Origin of the sequence: Acidovorax sp. SUPP1855 (assembly GCF_030158955.1) — a bacterium.
Classification (GTDB): domain Bacteria; phylum Pseudomonadota; class Gammaproteobacteria; order Burkholderiales; family Burkholderiaceae_C; genus Paracidovorax.
Genome location: NZ_BQXI01000046.1, coordinates 1 through 21,649, shown reverse-complemented (window position 1 = coordinate 21,649; position 21,649 = coordinate 1). Strand labels below are relative to the sequence as shown.

The 21,649-nt window shown below is 58.4% G+C and carries 19 protein-coding genes; 17 read left to right on the top strand and 2 right to left on the bottom strand.

Going from position 1 to position 21,649, the window contains the following annotated elements; all coding sequences use genetic code 11:
- Positions 1-2 precede the first annotated feature (2 nt).
- From flgC to AVMA1855_RS24425, 16 genes are all read left to right on the top strand, one after another.
- Complete coding sequence (gene flgC / locus AVMA1855_RS24500) at positions 3-416, top strand: flagellar basal body rod protein FlgC (RefSeq protein ID WP_284408169.1); 414 nt, start codon at positions 3-5, stop codon at positions 414-416.
- Positions 413-748, top strand: a complete 336-nt coding sequence (gene fliE / locus AVMA1855_RS24495) for a flagellar hook-basal body complex protein FliE (protein ID WP_284427688.1) — start codon at positions 413-415, stop codon at positions 746-748. Before flgC ends, fliE begins: the two co-directional genes overlap by 4 nt.
- A gap of 49 nt (positions 749-797) precedes the next feature.
- Positions 798-2,297 (top strand): flagellar basal-body MS-ring/collar protein FliF, encoded by a 1,500-nt coding sequence (fliF, locus tag AVMA1855_RS24490; RefSeq protein WP_284427687.1) that lies wholly within the window; start codon positions 798-800, stop codon positions 2,295-2,297.
- A gap of 11 nt (positions 2,298-2,308) precedes the next feature.
- Positions 2,309-2,965 carry a hypothetical protein gene (locus tag AVMA1855_RS24485; protein WP_284427686.1) on the top strand — a complete coding sequence of 219 codons (657 nt, stop codon included), beginning with the start codon at positions 2,309-2,311 and terminating at the stop codon, positions 2,963-2,965.
- Entirely contained in the window at positions 2,962-3,891 is a 930-nt protein-coding gene (locus AVMA1855_RS24480) for a FliH/SctL family protein (RefSeq protein WP_284427685.1), read from the top strand. Before AVMA1855_RS24485 ends, AVMA1855_RS24480 begins: the two co-directional genes overlap by 4 nt.
- Before the next feature lie 2 nt (positions 3,892-3,893).
- Positions 3,894-5,372, top strand: a complete 1,479-nt coding sequence (locus AVMA1855_RS24475) for a FliI/YscN family ATPase (RefSeq protein ID WP_284427684.1) — start codon at positions 3,894-3,896, stop codon at positions 5,370-5,372.
- A complete protein-coding gene (locus AVMA1855_RS24470; protein WP_284427683.1) occupies positions 5,369-5,881 on the top strand; it encodes a hypothetical protein in 513 nt (170 codons plus the stop codon). Before AVMA1855_RS24475 ends, AVMA1855_RS24470 begins: the two co-directional genes overlap by 4 nt.
- Entirely contained in the window at positions 5,878-7,104 is a 1,227-nt protein-coding gene (locus tag AVMA1855_RS24465; protein ID WP_284427682.1) for a hypothetical protein, read from the top strand. Before AVMA1855_RS24470 ends, AVMA1855_RS24465 begins: the two co-directional genes overlap by 4 nt.
- Positions 7,101-7,499, top strand: a complete 399-nt coding sequence (locus AVMA1855_RS24460; RefSeq protein WP_284427681.1) for a flagellar hook assembly protein FlgD — start codon at positions 7,101-7,103, stop codon at positions 7,497-7,499. Before AVMA1855_RS24465 ends, AVMA1855_RS24460 begins: the two co-directional genes overlap by 4 nt.
- A 29-nt stretch (positions 7,500-7,528) precedes the next feature.
- Positions 7,529-8,704, top strand: coding sequence for a flagellar hook protein FlgE (locus tag AVMA1855_RS24455; protein WP_284427680.1), 1,176 nt, complete (start codon positions 7,529-7,531; stop codon positions 8,702-8,704).
- Between the two features lie 156 nt (positions 8,705-8,860).
- Positions 8,861-9,601 (top strand): flagellar motor switch protein FliM, encoded by a 741-nt coding sequence (locus AVMA1855_RS24450; protein WP_284427679.1) that lies wholly within the window; start codon positions 8,861-8,863, stop codon positions 9,599-9,601.
- Positions 9,598-9,987, top strand: coding sequence for a FliM/FliN family flagellar motor switch protein (locus tag AVMA1855_RS24445; RefSeq protein WP_284427678.1), 390 nt, complete (start codon positions 9,598-9,600; stop codon positions 9,985-9,987). The genes AVMA1855_RS24450 and AVMA1855_RS24445 overlap by 4 nt, the downstream gene beginning before the upstream one ends.
- Positions 9,984-10,385: a flagellar biosynthetic protein FliO gene (locus AVMA1855_RS24440; protein ID WP_284427677.1), complete on the top strand. Its 402-nt coding sequence runs from the start codon at positions 9,984-9,986 to the stop codon at positions 10,383-10,385. Before AVMA1855_RS24445 ends, AVMA1855_RS24440 begins: the two co-directional genes overlap by 4 nt.
- Positions 10,382-11,155 carry a flagellar type III secretion system pore protein FliP gene (gene fliP, locus AVMA1855_RS24435; protein ID WP_284427676.1) on the top strand — a complete coding sequence of 258 codons (774 nt, stop codon included), beginning with the start codon at positions 10,382-10,384 and terminating at the stop codon, positions 11,153-11,155. The genes AVMA1855_RS24440 and fliP overlap by 4 nt, the downstream gene beginning before the upstream one ends.
- A gap of 19 nt (positions 11,156-11,174) precedes the next feature.
- A complete protein-coding gene (locus AVMA1855_RS24430; protein ID WP_284427675.1) occupies positions 11,175-12,008 on the top strand; it encodes a sigma-70 family RNA polymerase sigma factor in 834 nt (277 codons plus the stop codon).
- A gap of 45 nt (positions 12,009-12,053) precedes the next feature.
- Positions 12,054-13,265 (top strand): tetratricopeptide repeat protein, encoded by a 1,212-nt coding sequence (locus AVMA1855_RS24425; RefSeq protein ID WP_284427674.1) that lies wholly within the window; start codon positions 12,054-12,056, stop codon positions 13,263-13,265.
- An 18-nt stretch (positions 13,266-13,283) separates the two neighbouring features.
- Here AVMA1855_RS24425 and AVMA1855_RS24420 read toward each other — a convergent pair whose 3' ends face one another.
- Complete coding sequence (locus AVMA1855_RS24420; RefSeq protein WP_284427673.1) at positions 13,284-13,652, bottom strand: hypothetical protein; 369 nt, start codon at positions 13,650-13,652, stop codon at positions 13,284-13,286.
- 40 nt (positions 13,653-13,692) lie between these two features.
- Positions 13,693-14,286 (bottom strand): tetratricopeptide repeat protein, encoded by a 594-nt coding sequence (locus tag AVMA1855_RS24415; RefSeq protein WP_284427672.1) that lies wholly within the window; start codon positions 14,284-14,286, stop codon positions 13,693-13,695.
- 375 nt (positions 14,287-14,661) lie between these two features.
- Here AVMA1855_RS24415 and AVMA1855_RS24410 point away from each other — a divergent pair, with 375 nt between their 5' ends.
- Positions 14,662-21,558 (top strand): Ig-like domain repeat protein, encoded by a 6,897-nt coding sequence (locus tag AVMA1855_RS24410; protein WP_284427671.1) that lies wholly within the window; start codon positions 14,662-14,664, stop codon positions 21,556-21,558.
- Positions 21,559-21,649 lie beyond the last annotated feature (91 nt).

Here is a 21,649-nt window from a genome sequence, read left to right as displayed (position 1 = left end):
CCATGGACTACTCCAAAGCCTTTGCCATCAGTGCCAGCGGCATGACCCTCGAACGTACGCGCGTCGAAGTGGCATCCCTCAATCTGGCCAACGCCAACACGGTGGCGGGCCCCGATGGGAAAACCTATCAGCCCCTCCGGGTGGTCGCACGGACCGCTTTCAGCGATGCGGTGACACAAGGCCTAGCGGGCCCTTCGGTCGCTGTGGAGCCCACGCTGCAAAGCCCTCGCATGGTGTATGAGCCTGGGCATCCGATGGCCAATGCGCGTGGATTTGTGGCTTATGCGGGCGTGGACCCCGCTGCAGAGATGGTGACGCTGATGGGGGCGATGCGCTCCTACGAAGCCAACGTCGCGGCGATGAACACTTCCCGGAACATGGCGCTCAAGGCGCTGGAAATCGGAGGCAATGCATGAGCACCGAAGCCATCACGGCCTTGGCTTCGTCCGCTCTGCCGGGCCTGTCTGCACCGCTGCCACTGCCGCCAGAGCCGAGCATGGTTGTCGGAGCGCTGCATTCGCCGCAGTCGCCGGGGTTTTCCGATCTTGTCACGCAGGGGCTTCAGCAGGTCAACCAGCAGTTGCTGGGCAGCCAGACCGATCTGCATCAGCTCGCTGTCGGCAATGTCCAGAACTTGCACCAGATCATGATTCGGCTGGAGGAAAGCAAGCTGTCCTTCCAATTGATGATGCAGGTGCGCAATCGGCTTCTGGAGTCCTACCAGGACGTCATGAAGATGCAACTCTAGCCATGACCGATAAGCCAAGACTGAAACTCCGCACCGAGAGCGTACGACCATGATCGCATTCTGGGAGGGCCTGAGCCGCTCCGCACGCGCCAGCCTGATCGCTGGCCTTTTGGGCATCGTCCTGATGACCGCTGCACTCGCTTGGTGGTTGCTGCGAGCAGACTATCAAGTGCTGTTCGCCGACCTCAAGCCACAGGATGCGACGGCCATGACCGCCGAACTGGAGAAGCTCAAGATTCCTTATCGGTTCGACGAAAGCAATGCCTCCATCCTGGTAGACAAGGCGCAGGTGCACTCCACACGCATCAAGCTGATGGGTAAGGACTTGCCGCTGCATGGTGCGGTGGGCTTCGAGCTGTTCAACAACACCGACTTCGGTATGACGGAGTTCGCGCAGAAGATCAACTACCAGCGGGCGCTCCAGGGCGAGTTGACGCGCACCATCCTGTCGCTTTCGGAAATACGCGATGTGAGGGTCCATCTCGCCTTGCCGGAGCAGGGCCTGTTCAAGCAAGCCAGCGCTCGCCCCAAAGCGGCGATCACCCTCACGCTGAGAGAAGGCCAAGCATTGCGTGCTGAGCAGGTGAGCGGTATCCAGCGATTGGTTGCAGCGGCAACGCCCGGAATGACAGCGCAGGACGTGACAGTGGTGGACAAGCAAGGTGTTGCCTTGAGCCGATCGGTGGACGATGGGGGTGAGTCCGCCTCATCCGGTGGAGGCAGCAGCCGGCTCGACTTGAAGAAGGACACCGAGACCCAGTTGGCACGAAAAGCGGCTGCCGTGCTGGATCGCGCTTTCGGTCCAGGCCAGGCCCTGGCGACCGTCGATGTCACCTTGAACATGGACCAGGTTCGGATCACTACCGAAGACGTGATTCCCGCACCGTCGCGGACAGCGGACAGCAAAGGCGTCATCGTGAAGGAGCGGGAATCCATACGAGATGGGAATCTGGCTCCGCTGGATGCTGTTCGATCTTCCAACGCCGCGGGGGCCAGTACACAGCGCGAGGTGGATTACCAAGTGGGCCGCAGGGTGGAGCAGGTGGTCAGCCAGGCCGGGTCGGTTCGACGGGTCCAGGTCGTCGCAGTGGTTCGGCAGCCACTGGACGCCTTGCAGGAAGACAAACTGCGCCGCGTATTGGCGGCAGCGGTGGGTGCGAACATGGAGCGTGGCGATACGGTGGTCGTGCAGTCCCTGCAAGCCCTTCTTCCACCCGCCATCGACAAGGCAGCAGCCGATGCTCCCAGTGCGCAAGCCGCCATGGGGCCAGAGTCTGAAGGTTCCGCTGCGAGGGGTGACGCGGTTGATGGCCGGAGCATGGCACTGGGTGCCTATGCCAAGGCTTTGCTGGCCTTCGCGTTCGTCTTCGTGTTGGGCGCATGGGTCTTTCATTCGCTGCGCCGTCGCCAATCCGCTGGCCGCACGAAAGTCGCATCGCCGCTGACCGAGGCCGAACGGCAGGCCGCGCTGCGGCGCGTGCAGGCCTGGATGCAGACGGGCCCATCCAATGGTCCTTTGGACGCGGATCTGCCGCGGCATCAGCCATGATGTTTTCAGAGTTGACCAGTTCGCCCGTCGGCCGCAGCGCCAGGCATTCCGCACTGCTGCTGCACGCGATGGCTCCATCTGACCGGAGTTGGTTGCTATCGCGCCTGCCCTTGCCGCAGCAGCAGGAACTGACGGCTTTGGTGGCCGAGTTGGATGGGCTGGGCATCTCGCCCGACGCCAGTGTCTTGAACGAGGCTTTGAACGCCTGCGCGCCTGGGACTGAAGCGCACACGACAATGCGGGAAGAGGCCACCGCCTTCCATGTGGCGGAGCATTCGAGTCCTCTTCCCGCGATTTCGGATTTTGATTTCTTGATGGCCTTGGACGAAAAAGACCTGGTTGCCCTTTCCAAGGCGTGGCGTAGCGAGCCGCCCGGCTTGGTAGCGATGGCGCTGCGCTTACAGGCCTGGCCGTGGCAGCGCACGCTGCTGGAGCGCCTTCCAGCGTTGCCGCGGCGCAGAGTCGAAGACATGCTGGACATGGAAAACTGCCCAGTGCGATCGGATTCGGCACTGGCTCTGGCGCTCATGGCGAGCATGCGCACCTGTTGCGAGTCGGCGCGAATCGCTGTGCAAGATTCGCTGCCAGAGAAGGCGCTTGGATCGGGCCAAGGCTGGAAATCGCGGATGTCCCGGTGGACTGGCGCGTTGGCTAGGACGGTTCGATGAAGCCGGCCACGTTGATCTTGCGTGATGCGCCCTTGCATGCGCAGGCTTTGAGCCTGGGCCGGCCGGCGCACAAAGCAGCAGAAAAAAGTCCGGCGCTCCGGCAGCGACCCGCCTGCGCAGCGGATGCCGTGTCTTTGGCAGAGGGCTCTGCGAAGGCGATCTCGCATGCGTCGGAGCCGGCTGTATTGGATGCAGCGAGTGTTGCGGCAGCGCCGGAGTTGGCTCTGGCTGCTGAGCTGACCAAAAGGCACGAGCATCTTCTGGAACAGGAACGCCGCGCTGCGCACGACAAAGGCTATCAGGAGGGTATTGCGCAAGCGCAGCGGGAGGCACAGCAGCAGATAGAGAAACTGGCCACGACCATGGCTCAAGACCAGGTGAGTCGAGCGGCTGCAGACGCCCAGAAAGCAGCCCAAGACCATAGCCGGCAACTGAACGACAAGCTGCACCAGCAAAGCAAACTGCTGGAAAAAATCCTGACGGAGTTGCCCGCAGAGCGCGAAAGATGCCTGCGAAACGCAGAAGAAGACATGCTTGCCCTGGCTTTCGACGTGGTGTGCCGCATCCTTGGGGATCAAGCGGCAACGCAAGACGGTCTGCGCGCATTGCTGGACAGGAGCCTCAAGTCATGGCACGGGCGCAGCCCGTTGAGCATTCATCTGCATCCCGAAGACGTGCAGCTGCTGCGTACGGACGCAGACAGTCTGCAATTGCTCTCAGCCTCAGGGCTCAGTGCAGAGCGTGCCTCCCTGCGCTGGGTGGCGGATGCGAAAGTCGCGTCCGGAGGCGTTTTGCTGCGCTCTGCCGAAGGCGCATTGGATGCCAGGCTGGAAGTGCAACTGGACGCACTGAAAGCCAGCCTTTTGCAGACCCGTGAAGCCCGCCGATCGCTGGTTCCCGTGCCTCGCCAGGGTGAGAAGGCATGAACATGTCCGCTCCCCGTTCTTCCGGCCTTCTGCAGGACTATCGCGCTGCGCTGCAGCAAACGGAGTTGTTCAGGCGGATCGGATGGGTGCGACAAATGCAGGGTTTGGCGATCGAAGCGCAGGGGCCGGATGCTACCGTCGGCGAGTTGTGCCGCATCCTGCCACGCAGGCCTTTGGCTGAAAGCAGGCTTGCTTCTGGGGACGGCCTGTCTCATGGAGTGTTGGCTGAAGTGGTTGGGTTAAGGGGCGACGTCATCACTCTGATGCCGTATGGCAGCATGCAAGGCGTGGCCGCAGGAGCGGAGGTCATCGCACTGGGACGGCAGTCGACTTTCGGTGTCGGCCCTGAACTGCTCGGGCGTGTGATCGATGGGTTCGGACACGCCTTCGATCAACGCGCAGACCCCGATGCACCGCTTCAGCGCCCATTGCATGCCAGCCCGATCAACCCCATGCAGCGGCCCAAGATTCACCAGGTGCTTCAAACGGGGGTGCGTTGCCTGGACGGGTTGCTGACGCTGGGCTTGGGGCAGCGTGTGGGCATTTTCGCAGGCAGTGGCGTTGGCAAGAGCACGTTGCTGGGCATGATTGCGCGGCATGTCAGTGCCGATGTGAACGTGATCGCCCTGATCGGAGAACGGGGCCGCGAGGTGCGGGAATTCATCGACAAGCAGTTGGGCGAAGAGGGCCTGAAGCGGTCTGTGGTCGTCGTCGCCACTTCCGACCAGCCGGCGCTGGCGCGCATCCGTGCCGCGCATGCTGCCGTCACCATTGCAGAGTATTTCCGGGACGCGGGCCAGCAGGTGCTGCTCACCATGGACTCGATCACCCGACTGGCCATGGCGCGCCGCGAGGTGGGCCTGGCTGCAGGGGAGCCCCCCACCGCGCGTGGTTACACGCCGTCCGTTTTTGCGGAACTGCCCCAGCTTTGCGAGCGCTGCGGCACGGCGCCCTCAGGGGGCTCCATCACGGCGCTGCTGACGGTGCTCGTCGAGGGTGACGACATGAACGAGCCCATCGCGGATAGCTTGCGCTCCATTTTGGACGGTCACGTGGTGCTGTCTCGCCATCTGGCGCATGAGGGGCAATACCCTGCCATCGATGTGTTGCGCAGCGCCAGCCGGCTCCTCCCCGATTTGACGAGCAAGGACGAGCAGGAATTAATTTCCGATGCCGTCAGGTACCTGGCTTTGCTGGATCGCAATCGCCAATTGGTGGATATCGGCGCTTATGAGAAAGGGTCGAACCCGGAACTGGATCGCGCCTTGCTGCTGGCTCCGGCATTGAAGGAATGGTTGCGGCAGCGAGAGGGTGGCATTGCGCGATCCGCTGGCATGCGCGAGTTGCGCGCTATCTTGTGGCCTGACCGGGCAGTGATCCCTGTGGCTGCACCCGTACCGAACGCATCCTTACCCCCAGCGAAACTGAGTTTCGCGATTGGTGCAAACGGGATGGCAAGCCCTGTGAAAGCGGCTCGATGAAGGAAAACGCAGCTCAAAGCGTGAACGCAGACTTGCGCGGCTTCACTTATGCGTTGGCGCCGTACATGCGCAAGCAGGAATGGCAAATGGAGCGGCTGGAAAACCGTTTGGCACGGCTTCGACAATCTCTGGCAGAGTCACGTGAACAGCGCGCGGCGCTCGATCTGGATTTTCAGAGCCAGGTGGCTCACTTGCAGTTGAATTGGCAACCCCGTCCGGATCCGCACATGCACCAGCGCGGGTTGGGGTATCTGGCCCAGCTGCGTGGACACATTCAGGAAAAGGACCGGGAGATAGAGGCCTTGTGCGAGCAGAAGGCGCTTTTGCAGGCCGATTGCTTCGCTCAACAGCGCAAGATCGACGGGCTGAAAGAACACCGTGCCGATGCCATTCAGGAGTATGCCAACGATGCCGCCCGTGCTGCCGCCGCGGAAGCTGACCGCAGCTGGATTGGCCGCCTCTACTACCGCACCGCTCGCGGCGCGGAATCTTTCGAGAATCTGCCATGACGGTGCTGCAACCTGCCAACCGTGAGGCCTTGATGGACCTCGATCTGCAACGCCGGTCCACGCAACCTGGCCAGGCAGGCGAAGATGCTCCTGCGGACAGAAAGCGGGCTCGTCAAGCCTGGCTTCATGAAATGGAACGGGCCCAGTTATCCAACTGGTTCCAGCCTTTCGCCGCCAACCCTTTGGTAAACGGGGCCGAAGCGGGGCATTCCCAGCGCAGTGCTGCGCTTCGTCCACCAGAGACTTTGTCCATGGCGGGGCAGACGGCTTTGGCATCCCGCAGCGGCTATTTCCCCATGTCTTCGGCGGCGACTGTCCGTGAGGGCTTCCCACGTCCTGTGTCTGAGGCGCCCTTGGACGTGGCCGCCACCCTTGATGCGATGGCGCCGCAGGCAATCAAAGGGAGCCAAGGTGACGCACCGCAGAGCCCTGCGGTCGTGGAGCACGAAGATACCGCCGCTGAACTCGCCGGATCTGCGTCACGGAATCAACTCGCGACGAAGCCTGCCGAACAAGAACCTGCGCAATCGCCGAGTGCAGGCAACCACGCAGTTGCGCAGGGTATGGTTGTCGCAGGGTCACAGAGCCTGGGCGAGATCATTGCCGGTGCGGAAGGTGCTCGGGTACCTCAGGTCGTTCCATCGTTGCCAGTCAATGCGGATCCGAAGGTTGTCAATCCGTCTATGGGCACCAGCGGTGTTGTATCGCTTTCGAATCCGGTCGCGGTCTTTTTGCGGGCTCCCTCGGGTCGGGTCGACCAAGGAAGCGTTGCCGGTGAATCTTCCCTTTTCAGCGTGGAGTTGAACGCCAAAAGCCCTTTGAGCGATTTACCTCGTGCCGGTGATACGGCCAGGCAACCCGCACAGCCCGGTACCTCGCCTGCCAGCCGATTGGTCGGAGGGAGCACGGCGCAGCAAGCTGCGACACGCTTGCATGCCAATTGGACGCCGGACGGCTTGAACCTCTGGATCGGCATGGATGGAACGGCGCAGCAGGTGACTGCCCAGGCGGCAGTCGTCGTCAACATGTTGCAGCGCACCCTTCGAAACCAGGGACACAGACTGAGTCGCGTGGTCTGCAATGGAAGCGTGGTCTATGACGCGGCCACGGCATCTTCCGGTGCCCCGCTGTTCAGCGATTTTGCAAGCTTTCTGGAACAACGCACCGTGGGCCATTTCACTCCCGGTCTATTTTCTTTTCCGCCCCCCAAGGAGAATTCATGAGCATCAGTGGCATCAGCAGCACCGCCACCAACCTGCGCGCCAACGGCCTGAATCAGGAGGATTTCATGAAAATCCTGCTGACTCAGCTGACTTATCAAGATCCCATGAAGCCGATGGACAACCAGCAGTTCATGGCGCAGATGGCGCAATTCACGAGCCTGGAGCAAACCCAGCAGCTCAACGACAAGATCTCGACCTTGATCAGCAATCAGGCGGCGCTGCAGTCGGTCGGGTTGATAGGCCGCACGGTGGACATCAACTCTACCGGAGGCACGCTGACGGGCACGGTCGTTTCGCTGTCGCTGGCCGGCGATTCGCCCCTCATCACCCTGCGAACGACCGCTGGTGCGACGCTGCAGAACATCTCCCTGAGCCAAGTCACCGCGGTGCGCTGACGCGCTCAAATCCCCAAACAGGAATCCACATGATCGAATCCATCTACGTTGGCATGACGGGCTTGTCGAGCTTTTCCCGTGGCTTGCGAGTGATCGCCAACAACACCACCAATCTCAATACGCCTGGCTTCAAAAGTACGTCGCTCCGGTTTTCAGACTCTTTTTATTCCAATGGCAGCTACTCGGGCCGGCAGTTCGGACAACTGGGCTATGGGGTGAGCACGGCGGGAACAACGTTGTCGTTCAAGGCGGGGGAACTGCGCCAGACGGGCAATGGCCTGGATCTGGCCATTGATGGCCAAGGGCTTTTTACGCTCAAGGGTGAAGATGGCCGTATCACCTATACCCGCGCGGGGCAGTTCCAGTTCAACAGCAACGGTATTCTGGTGGATCAGAGCACCGGGGCCAAGGTCATGGGCGTGGGTGCCAATGGCGCTCTCACTGAAATCAGCATTGCCAATCTCAAGACGAGCCCGGGCAAAGCGACCGCAGTCGCCAAGTTCACCGGCAATCTCTCCAGCACCGGAACCGACCAGGCCATCAATGGGGTGCGTGTCATCGACGCAGCAGGGGGAGAGCATCTGCTCACGGTCAAGCTCACCAACACAGGCACCACCACGCCTGGAAGCTGGCAAGTCGACCTGATGGATGGCACCACCGTCGTTGGGACGAAGCAATTGATTTTTCAGGACGGAAAACCGACAGCGGCCACGGCAAAGCTGGCCTTTACCTACACACCGACCGGACAAGCGGCTCTGCCTTTGACCCTGGATTTCGGCACGGATGTGACCTCTTTCGCCTCTGGCACGCTATCCACCCTGGCCTTCGCATCGCAGGACGGATACGCTCCCGCGGAGTTGAGCGCCGCTGCTTTTGACGCCAGCGGAACGCTGGTTTTGACTTACGCGAACGGACAGACCGTGAAGGGTTCACGCCTGTCGCTCGGGCGCTTCGATTCGGCAGATGCCGTTGGGTCTTTGGGCAACAACCAGTTCGAAGCACTGGATGGCAACGCCTGGCACACCGGCGTGGCAGGTGGTGCGTTCGGGTCGGTGCGATCCGGGTACATCGAAATCTCCAATGTCGACCTGTCGCAAGAGTTCAGCGATCTGGTGATCATGCAGCGTGGATACCAGGCCAGCTCCCAGGTGATCTCCACCGCCAATGAGATGCTGCAAGAGCTGTTTTCAATGAAGAGTCGATAAGCCGTGTCTTCATCCCCCGACCGTCACAGCACTCCAGCGGCCCCGGCTCGTGAGTCCGGTGGGCTGCTGTCCCTTGAGGACTCGCGCCGCAGAAGCCGCGAACTTCGCAGCTGGAGCGTTGCTGCCCGCGATGGTATGCGGAGCATCTTTCAGAACGTGTATGACCGCTGGCGCCAAGACTGGGGGGTGTCCACCGGGATTGCCGCGGGTGACGCGGAGGTTCGCGTTCTGGAAACCTCCGCGAGCCAAGTCTTCGGCGATGCGAAGGCCCGGCAGTTGCTGGGCGCGCTCATGTTTGGAGAATCGCCTGCAGCGTGTGATTTCAGCGCGACCGATCATCCGGGCGCGCCCATGGCTCGCCAAATGGGTGCGCAGGCCTGGGAGGCTTGGTCCCGCAGCATTTCGCAGATTCTGTCGCGGGGAGCGGAGGGCATTCCAGATGCAGAGTTGTCCAGCCTTCCAGGCGAAATGGCGCCTTGGTCGGGTGACCTGACCATCACCTTTCCTTGGGGGGAGGGCCGATGGGCGCTCTGCTTGGGCGCAAGCGCCGTAGAGCGCATTTTGGCGGGCCATGGGTTTCAGGAAAAAACGCGTGCATGCCCGTTGCCTGAAGCCCCTGCGCGCGCCTTGATTTCCTTGGTGGATGCCTTGCGTCCCAAAGCCCTCCATGTGCGAGTCGAATTGACCTCGGTGACTTTGAGTCTCGGGCAATTGCAGACGGTGGCGTTGGGCGACGTGATCGCCTTGGATCACCGGCTCGATGCGCCTGCGGTGGTGCTTTTGGGGTCACTACAGGCCGCCTCCGATTCGAACAACGCACCTCCCACGCCTCTTTGCGCTGCCTGGCTGGGTCAACGCCAGGGAAAGATGGCCGTAGAGCTCCATCCGTCGGCATGAACCCTGTTTTCAAATATTCCATGACTTCCAACTCGACCGATACGCCCCAGCACGCCCATCGCCTTGAACTGGCAGAGTTCGATCACCCTGCCGATCCGGACATGGCATCGTCGCCGCTCGTGCCAACCCTTCATCCCTTGCATCAGGTCAAGACGACGTTGCAGGTGTGCGTCGGTGTGGCGACCGTGACGGTGGGTGAACTGCTGGGTGCGCAGGCACAGCAGGTGATTCTTCTTGATCGGAGCGTGGACCAGCCGGTCGATCTCCTGTTGGAAGGCCAAGTGGTCGCCCGTGGGCAACTGGTGGCGGTCGGGGATCGTTTTGCCGTCCGGCTCACCGAACTGCCTTTGCCGCTGTCCTTGGCGACCCCTGCTGCTGCACCATGACTTTGCCGGCAACCATTCCGCTGCGGCGCGAACCCGAGGCAGCCGCATCCACGCATGGTCTGGAAGCGGCCTGGATGGGCATTTTGGTGGTACTGGCTTTGCTGGCCGCGGTGGTGTGGCGAAAGATCCGCATGCGCAGGCCGGTGGGGCAGGCTCCCAAGGCCGCGATGACGCGCTGGAGCGATCTGTGGGCCAAGCGTTCTGATACCGGTCTAGCGCTCGTATCCAGCGCGCGCCTGACGCCAAGCCATAGCGTGCATGAAGTGCAGTGGCAAGGCCGCCGTATGCTCATCGGCTGCGCGGGTCAATCCATGCAACTCCTGGGTGAAGTGCCTGCGGTGGCGCCCGATTCCACGGGGCTGTCGGCCAATATGGGCGAAGGTTCCAAAGCGCCATGAACAAGATGCTCACATTGCCCGTTCGATGGGGGCGGGGGCGGCCAACCCGGTGGATCAGCGTGCTCTGCGCATTGGGCCTGCTCGGCCTGACCGGCGCGGTGTACGCACAACAGGCCGGCAACGGGGCGCTCGGGTCCAGCGCTGAAACATCGCAAGCCTTGCGCATCGTGCTGGGGCTGACGGTGCTGGCGGTGCTGCCTGCACTGCTGGTGTGCATCACGGGATTTCTGCGCATCATCATCGTCTTGTCGATGCTGCGGCATGCCATCGGCATGAACGAGACGCCACCGAACACGGTGCTGATCGGCTTGGCGCTTTTCCTCACCCTTTTCACGATGGCGCCAGTGCTGGAGCAGGTCAATCGCGAAGCGTTTCAGCCTTTCATGGCTGGCAAGATCGGCATGGAAGCGGGATACACCAAAGGCATGGCACCCTTGCGCGACTTCATGGTGCGGCAAACGCGTGAGCAGGATCTGGCGTTGATGGTCGAATTGTCGAAAGCCAAGCCACCGACATCGATGGACGACATCAGCAACGTCCAGCTCATTCCTGCCTTCATGCTCTCGGAACTCAGGGCCGCGTTTCAGATCGGCTTCGTCGTCTTTTTGCCGTTCCTGTTGATCGATCTGATCGTGTCGAGTGTACTGATGACTTTGGGCATGATGATGATGCCGCCGACCACCATTGCGCTGCCGGTGAAGATTCTGATGTTCATCCTCATCGATGGTTGGAGCTTGCTGCTCAAGGCCCTGGTGGGCAGCTTCCATTGATCGGGTTGGAGCGCCGGGCATGGCTGAGACAGCACGTTCTGCGAGTTCCATCGCCTCGCCCATCCCCGAGCCGGAGGATGGAGAGACACTGCTCTGGCAGCGCTGGCGCCATGCCGCAGACATGGAGGCTCGCGATCGTTTGATTCAGATCTTTCTGCCTTATGCCCGCATGTTGGCGGCGATCAGTTTCAAGGGACGCTTTCACGACGAAGTGGAGTTTTCCGACTATTTTCAATTGGCCAGTATTGGCCTGGTGGAGGCGGTGGATCGCTACGATCCCGAACAAGGGGCCCGCTTCAAAACCTATGCGGCGCACCGAATCCGGGGGGCGATTCTGAATGGCTTGGAGAAGCTGACAGAAAAGAACCAGCAGATTGCCCTGCAGAAGCGCTTGCGTAAGGATCGCCTGGACGCTGCCAAATCGGAAGCGAGCCTGTCTGCCGATTTCGTTCTTCCGTATGAGGGCGATGCGGCGGCTAGAAACCCTTCAAACTTGCTTGCCTATCTGGCCGAGGTTGGAATCGGCCTTGCGCTGGGCATGATGCTGGAGGGCACCGCAATGATCGCTGGCGAAGCATCGGAAGATGCCTGCATGGCGATTTCGCCGGAAGTGCTTTACTTTCGAAAGAGTGAGAGTCAGCACTGGCAATCATTACTGGGCGATCTGGTGGATCGATTGCCGGAACAAGAGCGGCGGGTGATCCGATGCCACTACCAGCAGAACATCGCATTCGAAGACATCAGCCACATGATGGGCGTTTCAAGAAGCCGCATATCGCAGATACATCGACAGGCACTTCTGGGCCTGCGCAAATCCCTGGCGGAAGGTGCCGCGTGCGATGTCACCTGGTAGCACCTTACCGCTCGAGCATGGCACCACCCCGGGCCACGTCAAACTATGCAAACCACACTGACCCCTCGCCTTTCCACACCCGTTGATTCCGATGCTGCGGCAACGCTCGTCCGCCTGGATCGATTGGAGGCCTACCTGCGCGACGATTCGGATAACGAAACGTTGCTCGCTGAGGCATTCAACGCGGCTTTGCAATGCGCCGCATGGTCCCGCGCGGAGTTTCATTTGCGGCATGGGAAAGCGCTGCATCCCGATTCGCTGCAATGGGCATTGCGCGAAGCAGATCTTTGGCTGGCCCAATCGAATTTCGACCAGGCGACCATCGTTCTTCGGGCGTTGCAGGCGCAGCCTGATACGCCAGCGGGTTTCAGAGATGCCGTCCTGCATGACTTGGCATTCATCGAGTTCCAGCAAAGGAACTACGGGGCCTGCACAGCGCTATTGGCAGGTCGCATGCAGGCAGGCGATGCAGACCAGGAATCTGCGGCTGGCACCATGTCCCGTGAAATGGTTGTGCTTTGGCTGCGCGCCCTTCACCATGCCGGTGATTTGGAGCGGGCGGTGCGGTGGACGCAAACCTTGGAAGAACAGCGCGGCCTTTTCCCTCAAGCCGCAGGAGTCGCCAGTTTGGTCGCCCTGGATGCTGCGCATATGGCCCTTGCGAGTCGCTGGTCGGCCATGGCACTTGAGCAGGCATCCGCGTCGGACCGACCCATCGAGGCCCTCGTTGCACAGGCATCGCTGGCACTCGCCTCCACCGATGCGGCCAAAGCTCTTGATCTCTCCGAACAGGCATTGCTCATCCATCCCCAAGACGGCCGTGCTTTGTCAGCACATGCGTTCGCGCAGCTTCTAGCGGGTCAACCACAGGCTGCTTTGACGTCTTTCCGCAGAGCCTTGTCGTTCATGCCGAACCATATCGGCACTTGGCACGGCCAAGGGTGGACGCAGCTGACACTGCATGATCCGCAAGCCGCGTGCACCAGCTTCGAGGCTGCACTGGCCCTGGATCGCAATTTTGCGGAAAACCATGGGGCGTTGGCCGTCGCCCTGGCGCTTCAAAAACAAACCGAGCAGGCGAACAAGCATGTTCAGCTCGCGTTGCGTCTCGACAGCGCCAATTTGTCTGGTCGCTTTGCCCAGGCGATCCTGGAAGGAAAAACTTCAGACGCACAGGCATTCGAGCAACTGGCGCGTCGGCTATTGGGTGGCGAGATGTACGAAGCCGTCATGCGAGCCGTCAATCGCCGCGGATGAGCGCACGGCCGTCGCGCTCTAAGTGGCTTGCTGCAATAGAGAGTCGACGGCGATCGAGCATGCGCTTTTAAGTCCAGGGTCATCCTGCATTTGCCCGATGACCTGATCGAGCAAATGCGGAAAACCTGGGTCCACTTGCAGCCTGGTTCCAAACTCCTTGGTGAGCACTGCTTCCATGAATATCCTCAACGCCTTGCTTCTGCGCTCAGGGTCGTCCGCGGGAATGGCGCGTATCTGTCGCAACATGGGCTGTTCGGAACCTGGGGAATTCTGAACTTGTTTGGACTCACGTTGACGCGCAGGAGAGGCCGCGCGCTCCCGCCTTGTCAATTCGAGTTGCTCCCGGACGATGGCACTCAATTGGGATGCTGCGTCAATCCGAGTCATGGCCAAGTCCTTTCACCATGCGGTTGAGTGGCGGTTGAGGTCAATGTGCAGGGCCTTGCTGAAGATAGTTCGACAACAGCACATGGGAAGACTCGTCCTCGTCGGGCTGCGGGGCCAACAGCGTTGGAGCTGCTAAAGGCACTGCTTGCTGTGGCGATTGTGGCGCGCCCGGCGAAAGCGCATCCATTTGCGCTAAAACCTTGCGAATATCAGCGGACATCGGCGGATGGTCTGCATTGCGGACCAATCCAGCTTCGAAACACACCCGGGCTGTATCGAAACTATCGCCAGCCAGCGCGGCAAAACCCCTGATCCAATGGGGCAGGGGGCTCTCATCCTCCAAACCCAACAGCGGCTGCCAGGTGAGTAGCGCTGCAGAAGCACGCCCGGAGCTGAACTGCAGCAGGCCAAGCTGGTACCGGGCAACGACCAGCCCGGGTGACAGCAACACGGCATTTGCAAAACCTTGTTCCGCCAAATCCATGCGCCCGAGGGATGCGTATTCGGCCCCCAGCAAGAAGTGGGGCAGGCCGGACTCCGGCTGTTCCTGAATGGCTTGTCGCAAGAGTGCAATCGCTTGGTCACTATCGCCATGGGTGCTTGCGGCGATCGCGTTTTCCAGGGCAGAAGACATGGGGGAAGAAGACATCAAGTTTGCCTAAGTTGTACAGGCCGAAGAAGGTTAGGAAGGCAACGGTCCAAAGTACCGTAACCGTAGTGGGCATGCCGTCGGATAGGCATGTTCAATATATCCAGCCATAGCGAGACATGTTGAGCACTCTGGTTTTTAATCCCGACTTAGTTTGCTGGGAATTTCATTGCTTGATGGGTCGCATCAGCTAAGTCCTTGATTTTAAAAGGGCAAGCAGTATGGACAGTTCCGTGATGACACCACGCTAAACAAAATCTGCCACGTCTGGATGCATTGGCAGAGCCACCAGCACCGAGCCTCTCAAAGAGGGCGGCCGGATTCATCGCGCTGAGTTGGCCATATGTACAGGTGCAGAACATGGTTGCCATCATCAGCGGAAACAGTCTCGGTCTGAGCGCAGGTTCATCGTCCACATTGGGAGAGCGGGGAGTGTTCGGCAACTCGGCCCAGGGACGCAGTGGCGAGCAAGCATTCGTCAATCTGGCCAATGGCAATTTGGTTTTACAGCGCCGCGATGACTTTCTGGCCAGTCGGGGGCAAGGACTGGAAGTTCTGCGTACCTACAACAGCAATGGACTATTGAACGACGACAACGCTGACAATTGGTCCATCGGTATCTACAACCGGCCGTTGCAACTGAGTGGCACGCTCAACGCTGCTGGCAGCGTATTCACACGCACCGCCAGTGATGGCGCTCAGTCCGCATACACGTTCGAGGCTGCGCGGGGTCTATACGTAGGCACCGATGGGGCTGGCGCTTACGACACGCTGCAGTGGGATGCCGATCATGGCCAGTACGTGTGGATAGATGGCAGTACCGGTACTCAGGAGCGGTATCAGGGTGACGCCGGCGCCCGACTGCTGTCGCGCACGGATGCCAGCGGCAACACCACGACGTATCGCTATGGGTCTGACGGCCTGCTTGCCAGCGTCACCGATGCCTCGGGTGAGACGACGCAATACGATTACAGCGGCCATAACCTGAGTCAGGTCCGCGTCACCGCGCAAGATGGAACCACCAATACCACCCGGGTGCGTTACAGCTATGACAGCCAGAACCGGTTGTCAGTCGTGACCGTGGACCTGAGCCCGGGCGACAACGACATCGCGGACGGCAAGGTTTACCAGACTACTTATACCTATGACGGCGACAGCCGCCGCGTGACCAGTCTCGCGCAATCGGACGGCACGCGGCTTGAGGTCAGTTATGCACTCGTGGATGGAGACTACCGTGTCGCGAGCGTGCGCGATGCCCTGGGTCTGACTACGCGCTATACCTACGAAACTGCCACTCGCACCACGACCGTGACTGACCCGATGAACGTCTCGAGCCGTTATGGCTACGACGACAAAGGCCAGTTATTGCGTGTGCAGACGGGCATCACCGAAGGCCATCCCGAGGGGGTCTCGCAGCTCTACTATCACTATGACGAAAAGGGGAACGTCACGGCGATGGTGGACGCGCTGGGCCGTAGCATCACCCTGCAGTACGACGTCAACGGCAATCAGACGCTAAAGGTGGACCCATTAGGCAATGCCGTGGTTCGCACCTACGATGATTACAACCAACTGCTGACGGAGACCCTGCGTGCGGGGGATGGCGGTGGCAACGCCGCCGCCCCTGCTTTGGGTGGCACCCGTGCGCTCGATAGCACCACACGCTACATATACAGCGGCCAGACGCGCGATCGTGTGCGTTTCGTTGTCAGTGCGGAAGGCCGGGTCAATGAATATTGCTATGACGCTCAAGGGCAGAGGGTGAGTACGCTTGTCTATGCGGCTGCAGCATTCGATGTCGGCAGCCTGGGTGCCACGGAGGTGCCGACGGAAGCGCAGATGGTCAACTGGGCGGCGGCACAGAATATGCGCGGCGGTCAACGAATTGACTCGCAGTACAACTTTCGGGGGCAACTCAGTCTAAGCATCGCCTACGGCACGCTTACCGCAGCTGGAGAGGGCTCCGATCCTGCTGTAACCCAGTATGTCTACAGCCAAGCGGGTGAATTGCTCAAGACCGTGCAGCCGCTCACGGAAAGCGTGACGCAATACATCTATGACGGCCTGGGACGCGTGATCTTGACCAGCGCCCCGTCCTCCGACGGTACAAGCGCGAACACCACCATCACCGAATATGGCGCTACTTCTACCACGGTAACGTTGAACAACGGCCTGAGTACCGTTTCGAACTACGACGCTGCGGGGCGGCTGACGAGTGTGCTTCAGAGTAGCGCCGGCAGCACGCTAGGCACTACCCGCTACACGTATGACGCGGCGGGCAGGCTGGTGTCAACGCAGGACCCGACAGGTGTGCGCCAGTGGGTGGTATATGACGATGCGGGCCGAAAGGTGGCTGATGTGGACGGCATCGGGGCAGTCAAAGAGTACCGCTACAACGTCAACAGTCAACTCACCCAGACAATCGCTTATGCCGGCAGGTTGGTGGGATTGGTCTCGCCGCCCACACTCGAAACCATTCAGGCGATATCCAGTGCGGACGATCGCAAGAGTTGGCGCATCTACGATAGCGCGCAGCGGTTGGCATGGCAGGTCGACGCTTCGGGGGCGGTAACCCAGACGCAGTATGACGCGGGCTCTCGGGTCGTAGCGATGACCCGGATAGCAACTCCGATAGACCCACAAACCTTGGGTGATGGAGCTGATGTTCTCGTAGTCGGCAATAGCCTCATCCGCATGGGGCGTGGTGCATCCACCTCTCTTTTAGTTCAGGCAAAGCCTGCAGTCAGCAGCGGTGATAGCTATCGAATTGATGTTGTTGCTGTTGGTATTAAAGATGATGAATTGATCGAGTTTCGCAATGGAAACACATTACTAGGAACCGGCCGAGTAATCAATGGCGTCGCCACGTTTATCACTGATGCCTTACCTTCTGGAAAAAATCGCATCAGCGCTTTTTATGCAGGCAGTAGCGGCATCGCCGCCGCCATGTCGGAACCGATGGAAGTCATGGTGCTGCGGCCGTCAGCGACGACCCTTACTTTCACCCCTTCAGGAGTTGCGCTGGGGGGCGAATTAACGCTAGATCTTTCGGTTACCGCTAAAGACCCCAAGGGAACCGTAGTCTTCTTCGTCGGTGAGCGTGCTGTCGGCACCGCGGAATTGGTAGGTGGAGTAGCACGTCTTAAAGTTATTGCCGCCAAGCCTTTTTTTACTGTAGGTATTAATGAAATCAAGGCGTCCTATTCGGGAGATGAATTCAATGCTTCGGTGATTTCATCCGCGGCACACGTTGTATTGCAGGCTGACTCCGAAGTGCCAGATCTGCGACAGGAGCCAGAACTAAAGATAAGTGGCATATCACCAAAATTTCTCGTTGATAACTCACTATCAACTGGAGGTGTGGATTTTATTACTTTCCAAGCAACTGTTGGCGGTTCGAATGCAACTGGAACGGTTACGTTCTTGGTTGGTGGTCGAATGGTTGGTTATGCGACGGTAATTAATGGCAGGGCCATATTGATGGCGAAAATCCCTGGATTGAGTTCGGGGAAATATGATGTTGTGGCAAGTTACAGTGGTAATGACGATTATAAAAATTCTATTCGTCTAGAGGAATCTGCTTTACAAGTACTTGTATTGCCAGCCCCTGCTGCTAGCATAGATTCTATCAATTTTATTTCTAATGGCGGTTTGTCTGTTAGCGCGAAAGTAGGAGGGAAGTTTCCACTCTCAGGAGAGGTTGAATTTTATAGTGGGGCGAATTTTTTAGGTGCCTCTACCGTTTCACAAAATGGGTTGGTATTTTTCAATCTTGCAGGAAAATTGCTTGGTGGTAATAATTCTATTACTCTGAAATATCGTGGCGGCCCCGGCGCAGATGTGGTCGCAAAAACACGAGATGTAAAGTTGTGGGCAACGGTAGACGATTTTTCGGTTTATACGCCTAATGAAAAATTGAAGCCGGGGGGGCCATTGACATTGCGCGCGGATTTGAAGGGCGAAGCGATTTCGGGGGTGGTCACTTTTTATGCAAATGGCGAGCCTATTGCTACTGCGTCCGTGGCTAACGGAGCCGCTCAGGCAACAACTTTATTGTTGCGAGATCCTGGTCATTTTAATATCACGGCCAGTTACAGTGGCAATGCCAATTATATTTCATCGCTTAGTAACAAAGGCGCATCTATTGAAATTATTTCAGGCGCTGCTGTTACCTCTTTGCATTTGTTGGGGAGCACAAAAACGAATTTAAACATCTCAGGTTTGACGCCTTTTGGGGCGCTGCTGGATGCTGATCTGGATTTAAAAGCCTTTGTCACAAAGTCTGATGGAAGTCCTGCATCTTCAGGTACTGTGAGTTTTTATGAAAATGACGTATTGCTTGGTTCTGCGCATGTTGTAGACGGCGGCGCTAAGTTTACGCTAGCCGCCGGCGTAAGAAATAACGCGTATGGTAGCAATTCGCTGGTGATTCATAAGGGGCATGAAGGCCTAAGTGGCTTTAAGGCTGTTTATTCTGGCGATGATGAAAATGCATCTAGCAATGCATCCTCAGCGGTTTCATTTGTAAAAAACTTTAATCCCAATCCGTCGCTAAGCTTATTTAGGCAAGAGGGTAAAGTTGGCGGTGCTGCATATGAGATTAATTTCGCCAGCCCGACGATATATACCGGCGGGCCGATAAGTTTTTATGCGGGTGATGTGCTGATAGGTATGGCGGATATCGTCAATGGTCAGGCGAGAATTTCTGGCGTTAATCTTCCTGAAGGTGCTGTTGAGATCGTTGCAAAATATCCAGGCAACGATTTTTATCGCGAAGGTGCATACGGGAAAACCGTCAATGTGCAAGGTGACAGTTTTATTGAGTTAACTGCTCCCTCCGACGCTTCGAATGGCAATGGAGAGGTTTTTAAGATTGCAGCTTCGGTAAGGGCAGGGCATATCAGTGCTGGCACTGTAACCTTCTATGTTGACGGCAAAATTTTCAGTAGCATTCCAGTCATTAATGGAGCTGCTGTATTTTCCCCTAAATCTCTTTCTGCGGGTTTGCACAGAGTAGTAGCATATTATTCTGGGGGCGATTTAAGCTATTACTCCTTGTCTAAGGAAATAGAGATTTTTATTCCTGAGCCGAAGGTGAATAGTCGACCAATTCCAGAGGTGTTTGTTAGTTCTCCATTCTCTGTTGGCAGCAAAAATATAATGGTCGGGGTGAAGGGGGAGGGGGCTGCTGGCTCCATGGCTGTGCTGAATGGAAGTTCTATCTTGGGAGTTTTTCCTTTGATAAACGGTTTGGCTGAAGTACCGCTGGAGGTTATTATTGGAGTGCAAAAAGATATAGTCCTGATGTATTCGGGAAGTGAAAAATATCAAGCAAATACATTGCTGCTGGATCTTCCTGTGCTTCAGGCCCAGGCCCAGATTAAAACAACTACATTGCTTGGCGTTGTTGTTGACGATATGTATCTGACTTTGACGGCAAAAGTGATAGGGGCTAAAAGCGGAAGAGTTAATTTTTATAAAGATGATTATTTATTGGGGGTTGCAGATCTTAATAATGCATTGGCGTCAATCAAAGTGCCCAATTCCTCGTGGGGAAAGGGAGGCATAGTTGCACGATATGAGGGCGAAGGGAATATAAAACCTAGTACCTCCACGCCTTTGATGGCGGCCTCTGTTGGCGTCTCTGTGGGAAGCCTTGTTACACGCGATGCGGATAAAACGATTTCTAATCTCTATAGCGGAGATGGGTTACTGATTGGGACCATAGACAGTGAGGGCTATCTCACTGAATACCGCTACGATGCAGCGGGGCGAACTATCGGCATAGTGCGTTATTCGCAGCCGGTGGCGGGCGGTGCGAGCTTGGCTGCTGCACGAGCTGGCGGGTCGCTTTCGGGCCTGCGCCCTGCAGTTAGCGCAAGTGATGCGCATACTGCTTATTTTTACGATGCCCAAGGACGACAGATTGGCGAGCTCGACGCGGAGGGTTTCCTTACACAAACAAAGTACGACGGTAACGGAAATCTGGTAGCGACGTACCGCTATGCGAACCCAGTCATTGCACTGAGGGCTTCGCAAGTGACGGCCGCCACGCGGTTGGCGGATATCCTGCCTGCGAATTCGGTCCAAGATCAGATAACAACGCGTGCTTACGACGCACTCAACCGGATTGTCGTGTCGACTAATGCAGAAGGCAGCATTACTCGATACCGTTATGACAGCGCAGGTCATTTGACGCAGACCACTCAAGCAGCTGGTGCTGTTGAAGCCACAACCTTGAATAGTCGCTACGACGCCCAGGGGCGGTTGATCACTGAGCTTTCCGCGGAAGGTGCCGCGCTTCTCGCAAGCGGCCAGAGCCAAGTTCAGATCGACGCTATCTGGTCTCAATATGGACAGCGTCACGATTACGATGCTGCTGGGCGCCGAGTTCGCACCACCGATCAGCGTGGACAGACGACCTTATTCTTTTATGACGCCGATAGTCGACTGACTCACACCATCAACGCATTGGGTGAAGTCATGGAGACACAGTACAACGCCTTTGGCGAGGTCTCCACTGGAATTCGCTACGGTACCCGCATCGATGTGGCAAGGCTGACGGGTGCGAACGCTGGCGGGCTTGTCAATGGCACGTTGCTGTCCGCCCTTGACCAAGCCAAAAACGTTGCGCTCGACAGCCAGACCACCTACCGCTACAACACCACAGGCACCCTTGCCGGCACCGTGGACGCCTTGGGTTTTGCCAAGAACTACGTCTACAACTCCTTCGGAGAAGAAGTTAGCCGCACCGCCGTTCTGAGTTCAGGCCTTGTTCAGACTGTCACCACTGCCTACGACCGCCGTGGCTTGATAATCCAGCGCACAGAAGATCCAGGGGGATTGAGCCGCGTTAGCAGCACAGCCTACGATGCCTTCAGACGGCCTATCCGCACCGTTGATGGCCTGGGCCAGATCCGTACGCAGACCTATGACCTCTTGGGCAGGACCATTGCCACCACCAACGCGCTGGGAGGCAGTGTCACCACGACCTACGATGCCTTTGGGCGGACCGTCTCACAGACGGATGCTTTGGGCCATGTCACAAGCTATGCCTACTCTGCTGCCGAGCGCAGCCTGACTGTCACCACCCCGGAAGGCATTCAGGTCAAGACTGTCTACGATCGGTTGGGCCAAGTGCAGACCGTCCTGGACGGCGAGGGCAACACTGCCCACTACACCTACGATAAGAATGGATTGCGCACGGGGGTTGCCACGTCTTTGGGCTTCCCCCGGTTTCCCGGACGGTTTGCCTAGCCCATTAAGCGCTGCCGCTCTTCGAATTGAACCGGGCTGAGGTAGTCCAATTTGGAGTGTTTTCTGAACGGGTTGTAGAACCGCTCGATAT

Coding starts and splice junctions, on each gene's coding strand:
- AVMA1855_RS24470 (WP_284427683.1), top strand. CDS start 5,369: ATGAAGGAAAACGCAGCTCAAAGCGTGAACGCAGACTTGCGCGGCTTC.
- AVMA1855_RS24445 (WP_284427678.1), top strand. CDS start 9,598: ATGAACCCTGTTTTCAAATATTCCATGACTTCCAACTCGACCGATACG.
- fliE (WP_284427688.1), top strand. CDS start 413: ATGAGCACCGAAGCCATCACGGCCTTGGCTTCGTCCGCTCTGCCGGGC.
- AVMA1855_RS24460 (WP_284427681.1), top strand. CDS start 7,101: ATGAGCATCAGTGGCATCAGCAGCACCGCCACCAACCTGCGCGCCAAC.
- AVMA1855_RS24415 (WP_284427672.1), bottom strand. CDS start 14,286: ATGTCTTCTGCCCTGGAAAACGCGATCGCCGCAAGCACCCATGGCGAT.
- fliF (WP_284427687.1), top strand. CDS start 798: ATGATCGCATTCTGGGAGGGCCTGAGCCGCTCCGCACGCGCCAGCCTG.
- AVMA1855_RS24480 (WP_284427685.1), top strand. CDS start 2,962: ATGAAGCCGGCCACGTTGATCTTGCGTGATGCGCCCTTGCATGCGCAG.
- AVMA1855_RS24475 (WP_284427684.1), top strand. CDS start 3,894: ATGTCCGCTCCCCGTTCTTCCGGCCTTCTGCAGGACTATCGCGCTGCG.
- AVMA1855_RS24420 (WP_284427673.1), bottom strand. CDS start 13,652: ATGACTCGGATTGACGCAGCATCCCAATTGAGTGCCATCGTCCGGGAG.
- AVMA1855_RS24425 (WP_284427674.1), top strand. CDS start 12,054: ATGCAAACCACACTGACCCCTCGCCTTTCCACACCCGTTGATTCCGAT.
- AVMA1855_RS24430 (WP_284427675.1), top strand. CDS start 11,175: ATGGCTGAGACAGCACGTTCTGCGAGTTCCATCGCCTCGCCCATCCCC.
- flgC (WP_284408169.1), top strand. CDS start 3: ATGGACTACTCCAAAGCCTTTGCCATCAGTGCCAGCGGCATGACCCTC.
- fliP (WP_284427676.1), top strand. CDS start 10,382: ATGAACAAGATGCTCACATTGCCCGTTCGATGGGGGCGGGGGCGGCCA.
- AVMA1855_RS24455 (WP_284427680.1), top strand. CDS start 7,529: ATGATCGAATCCATCTACGTTGGCATGACGGGCTTGTCGAGCTTTTCC.
- AVMA1855_RS24440 (WP_284427677.1), top strand. CDS start 9,984: ATGACTTTGCCGGCAACCATTCCGCTGCGGCGCGAACCCGAGGCAGCC.
- AVMA1855_RS24465 (WP_284427682.1), top strand. CDS start 5,878: ATGACGGTGCTGCAACCTGCCAACCGTGAGGCCTTGATGGACCTCGAT.
- AVMA1855_RS24410 (WP_284427671.1), top strand. CDS start 14,662: ATGGTTGCCATCATCAGCGGAAACAGTCTCGGTCTGAGCGCAGGTTCA.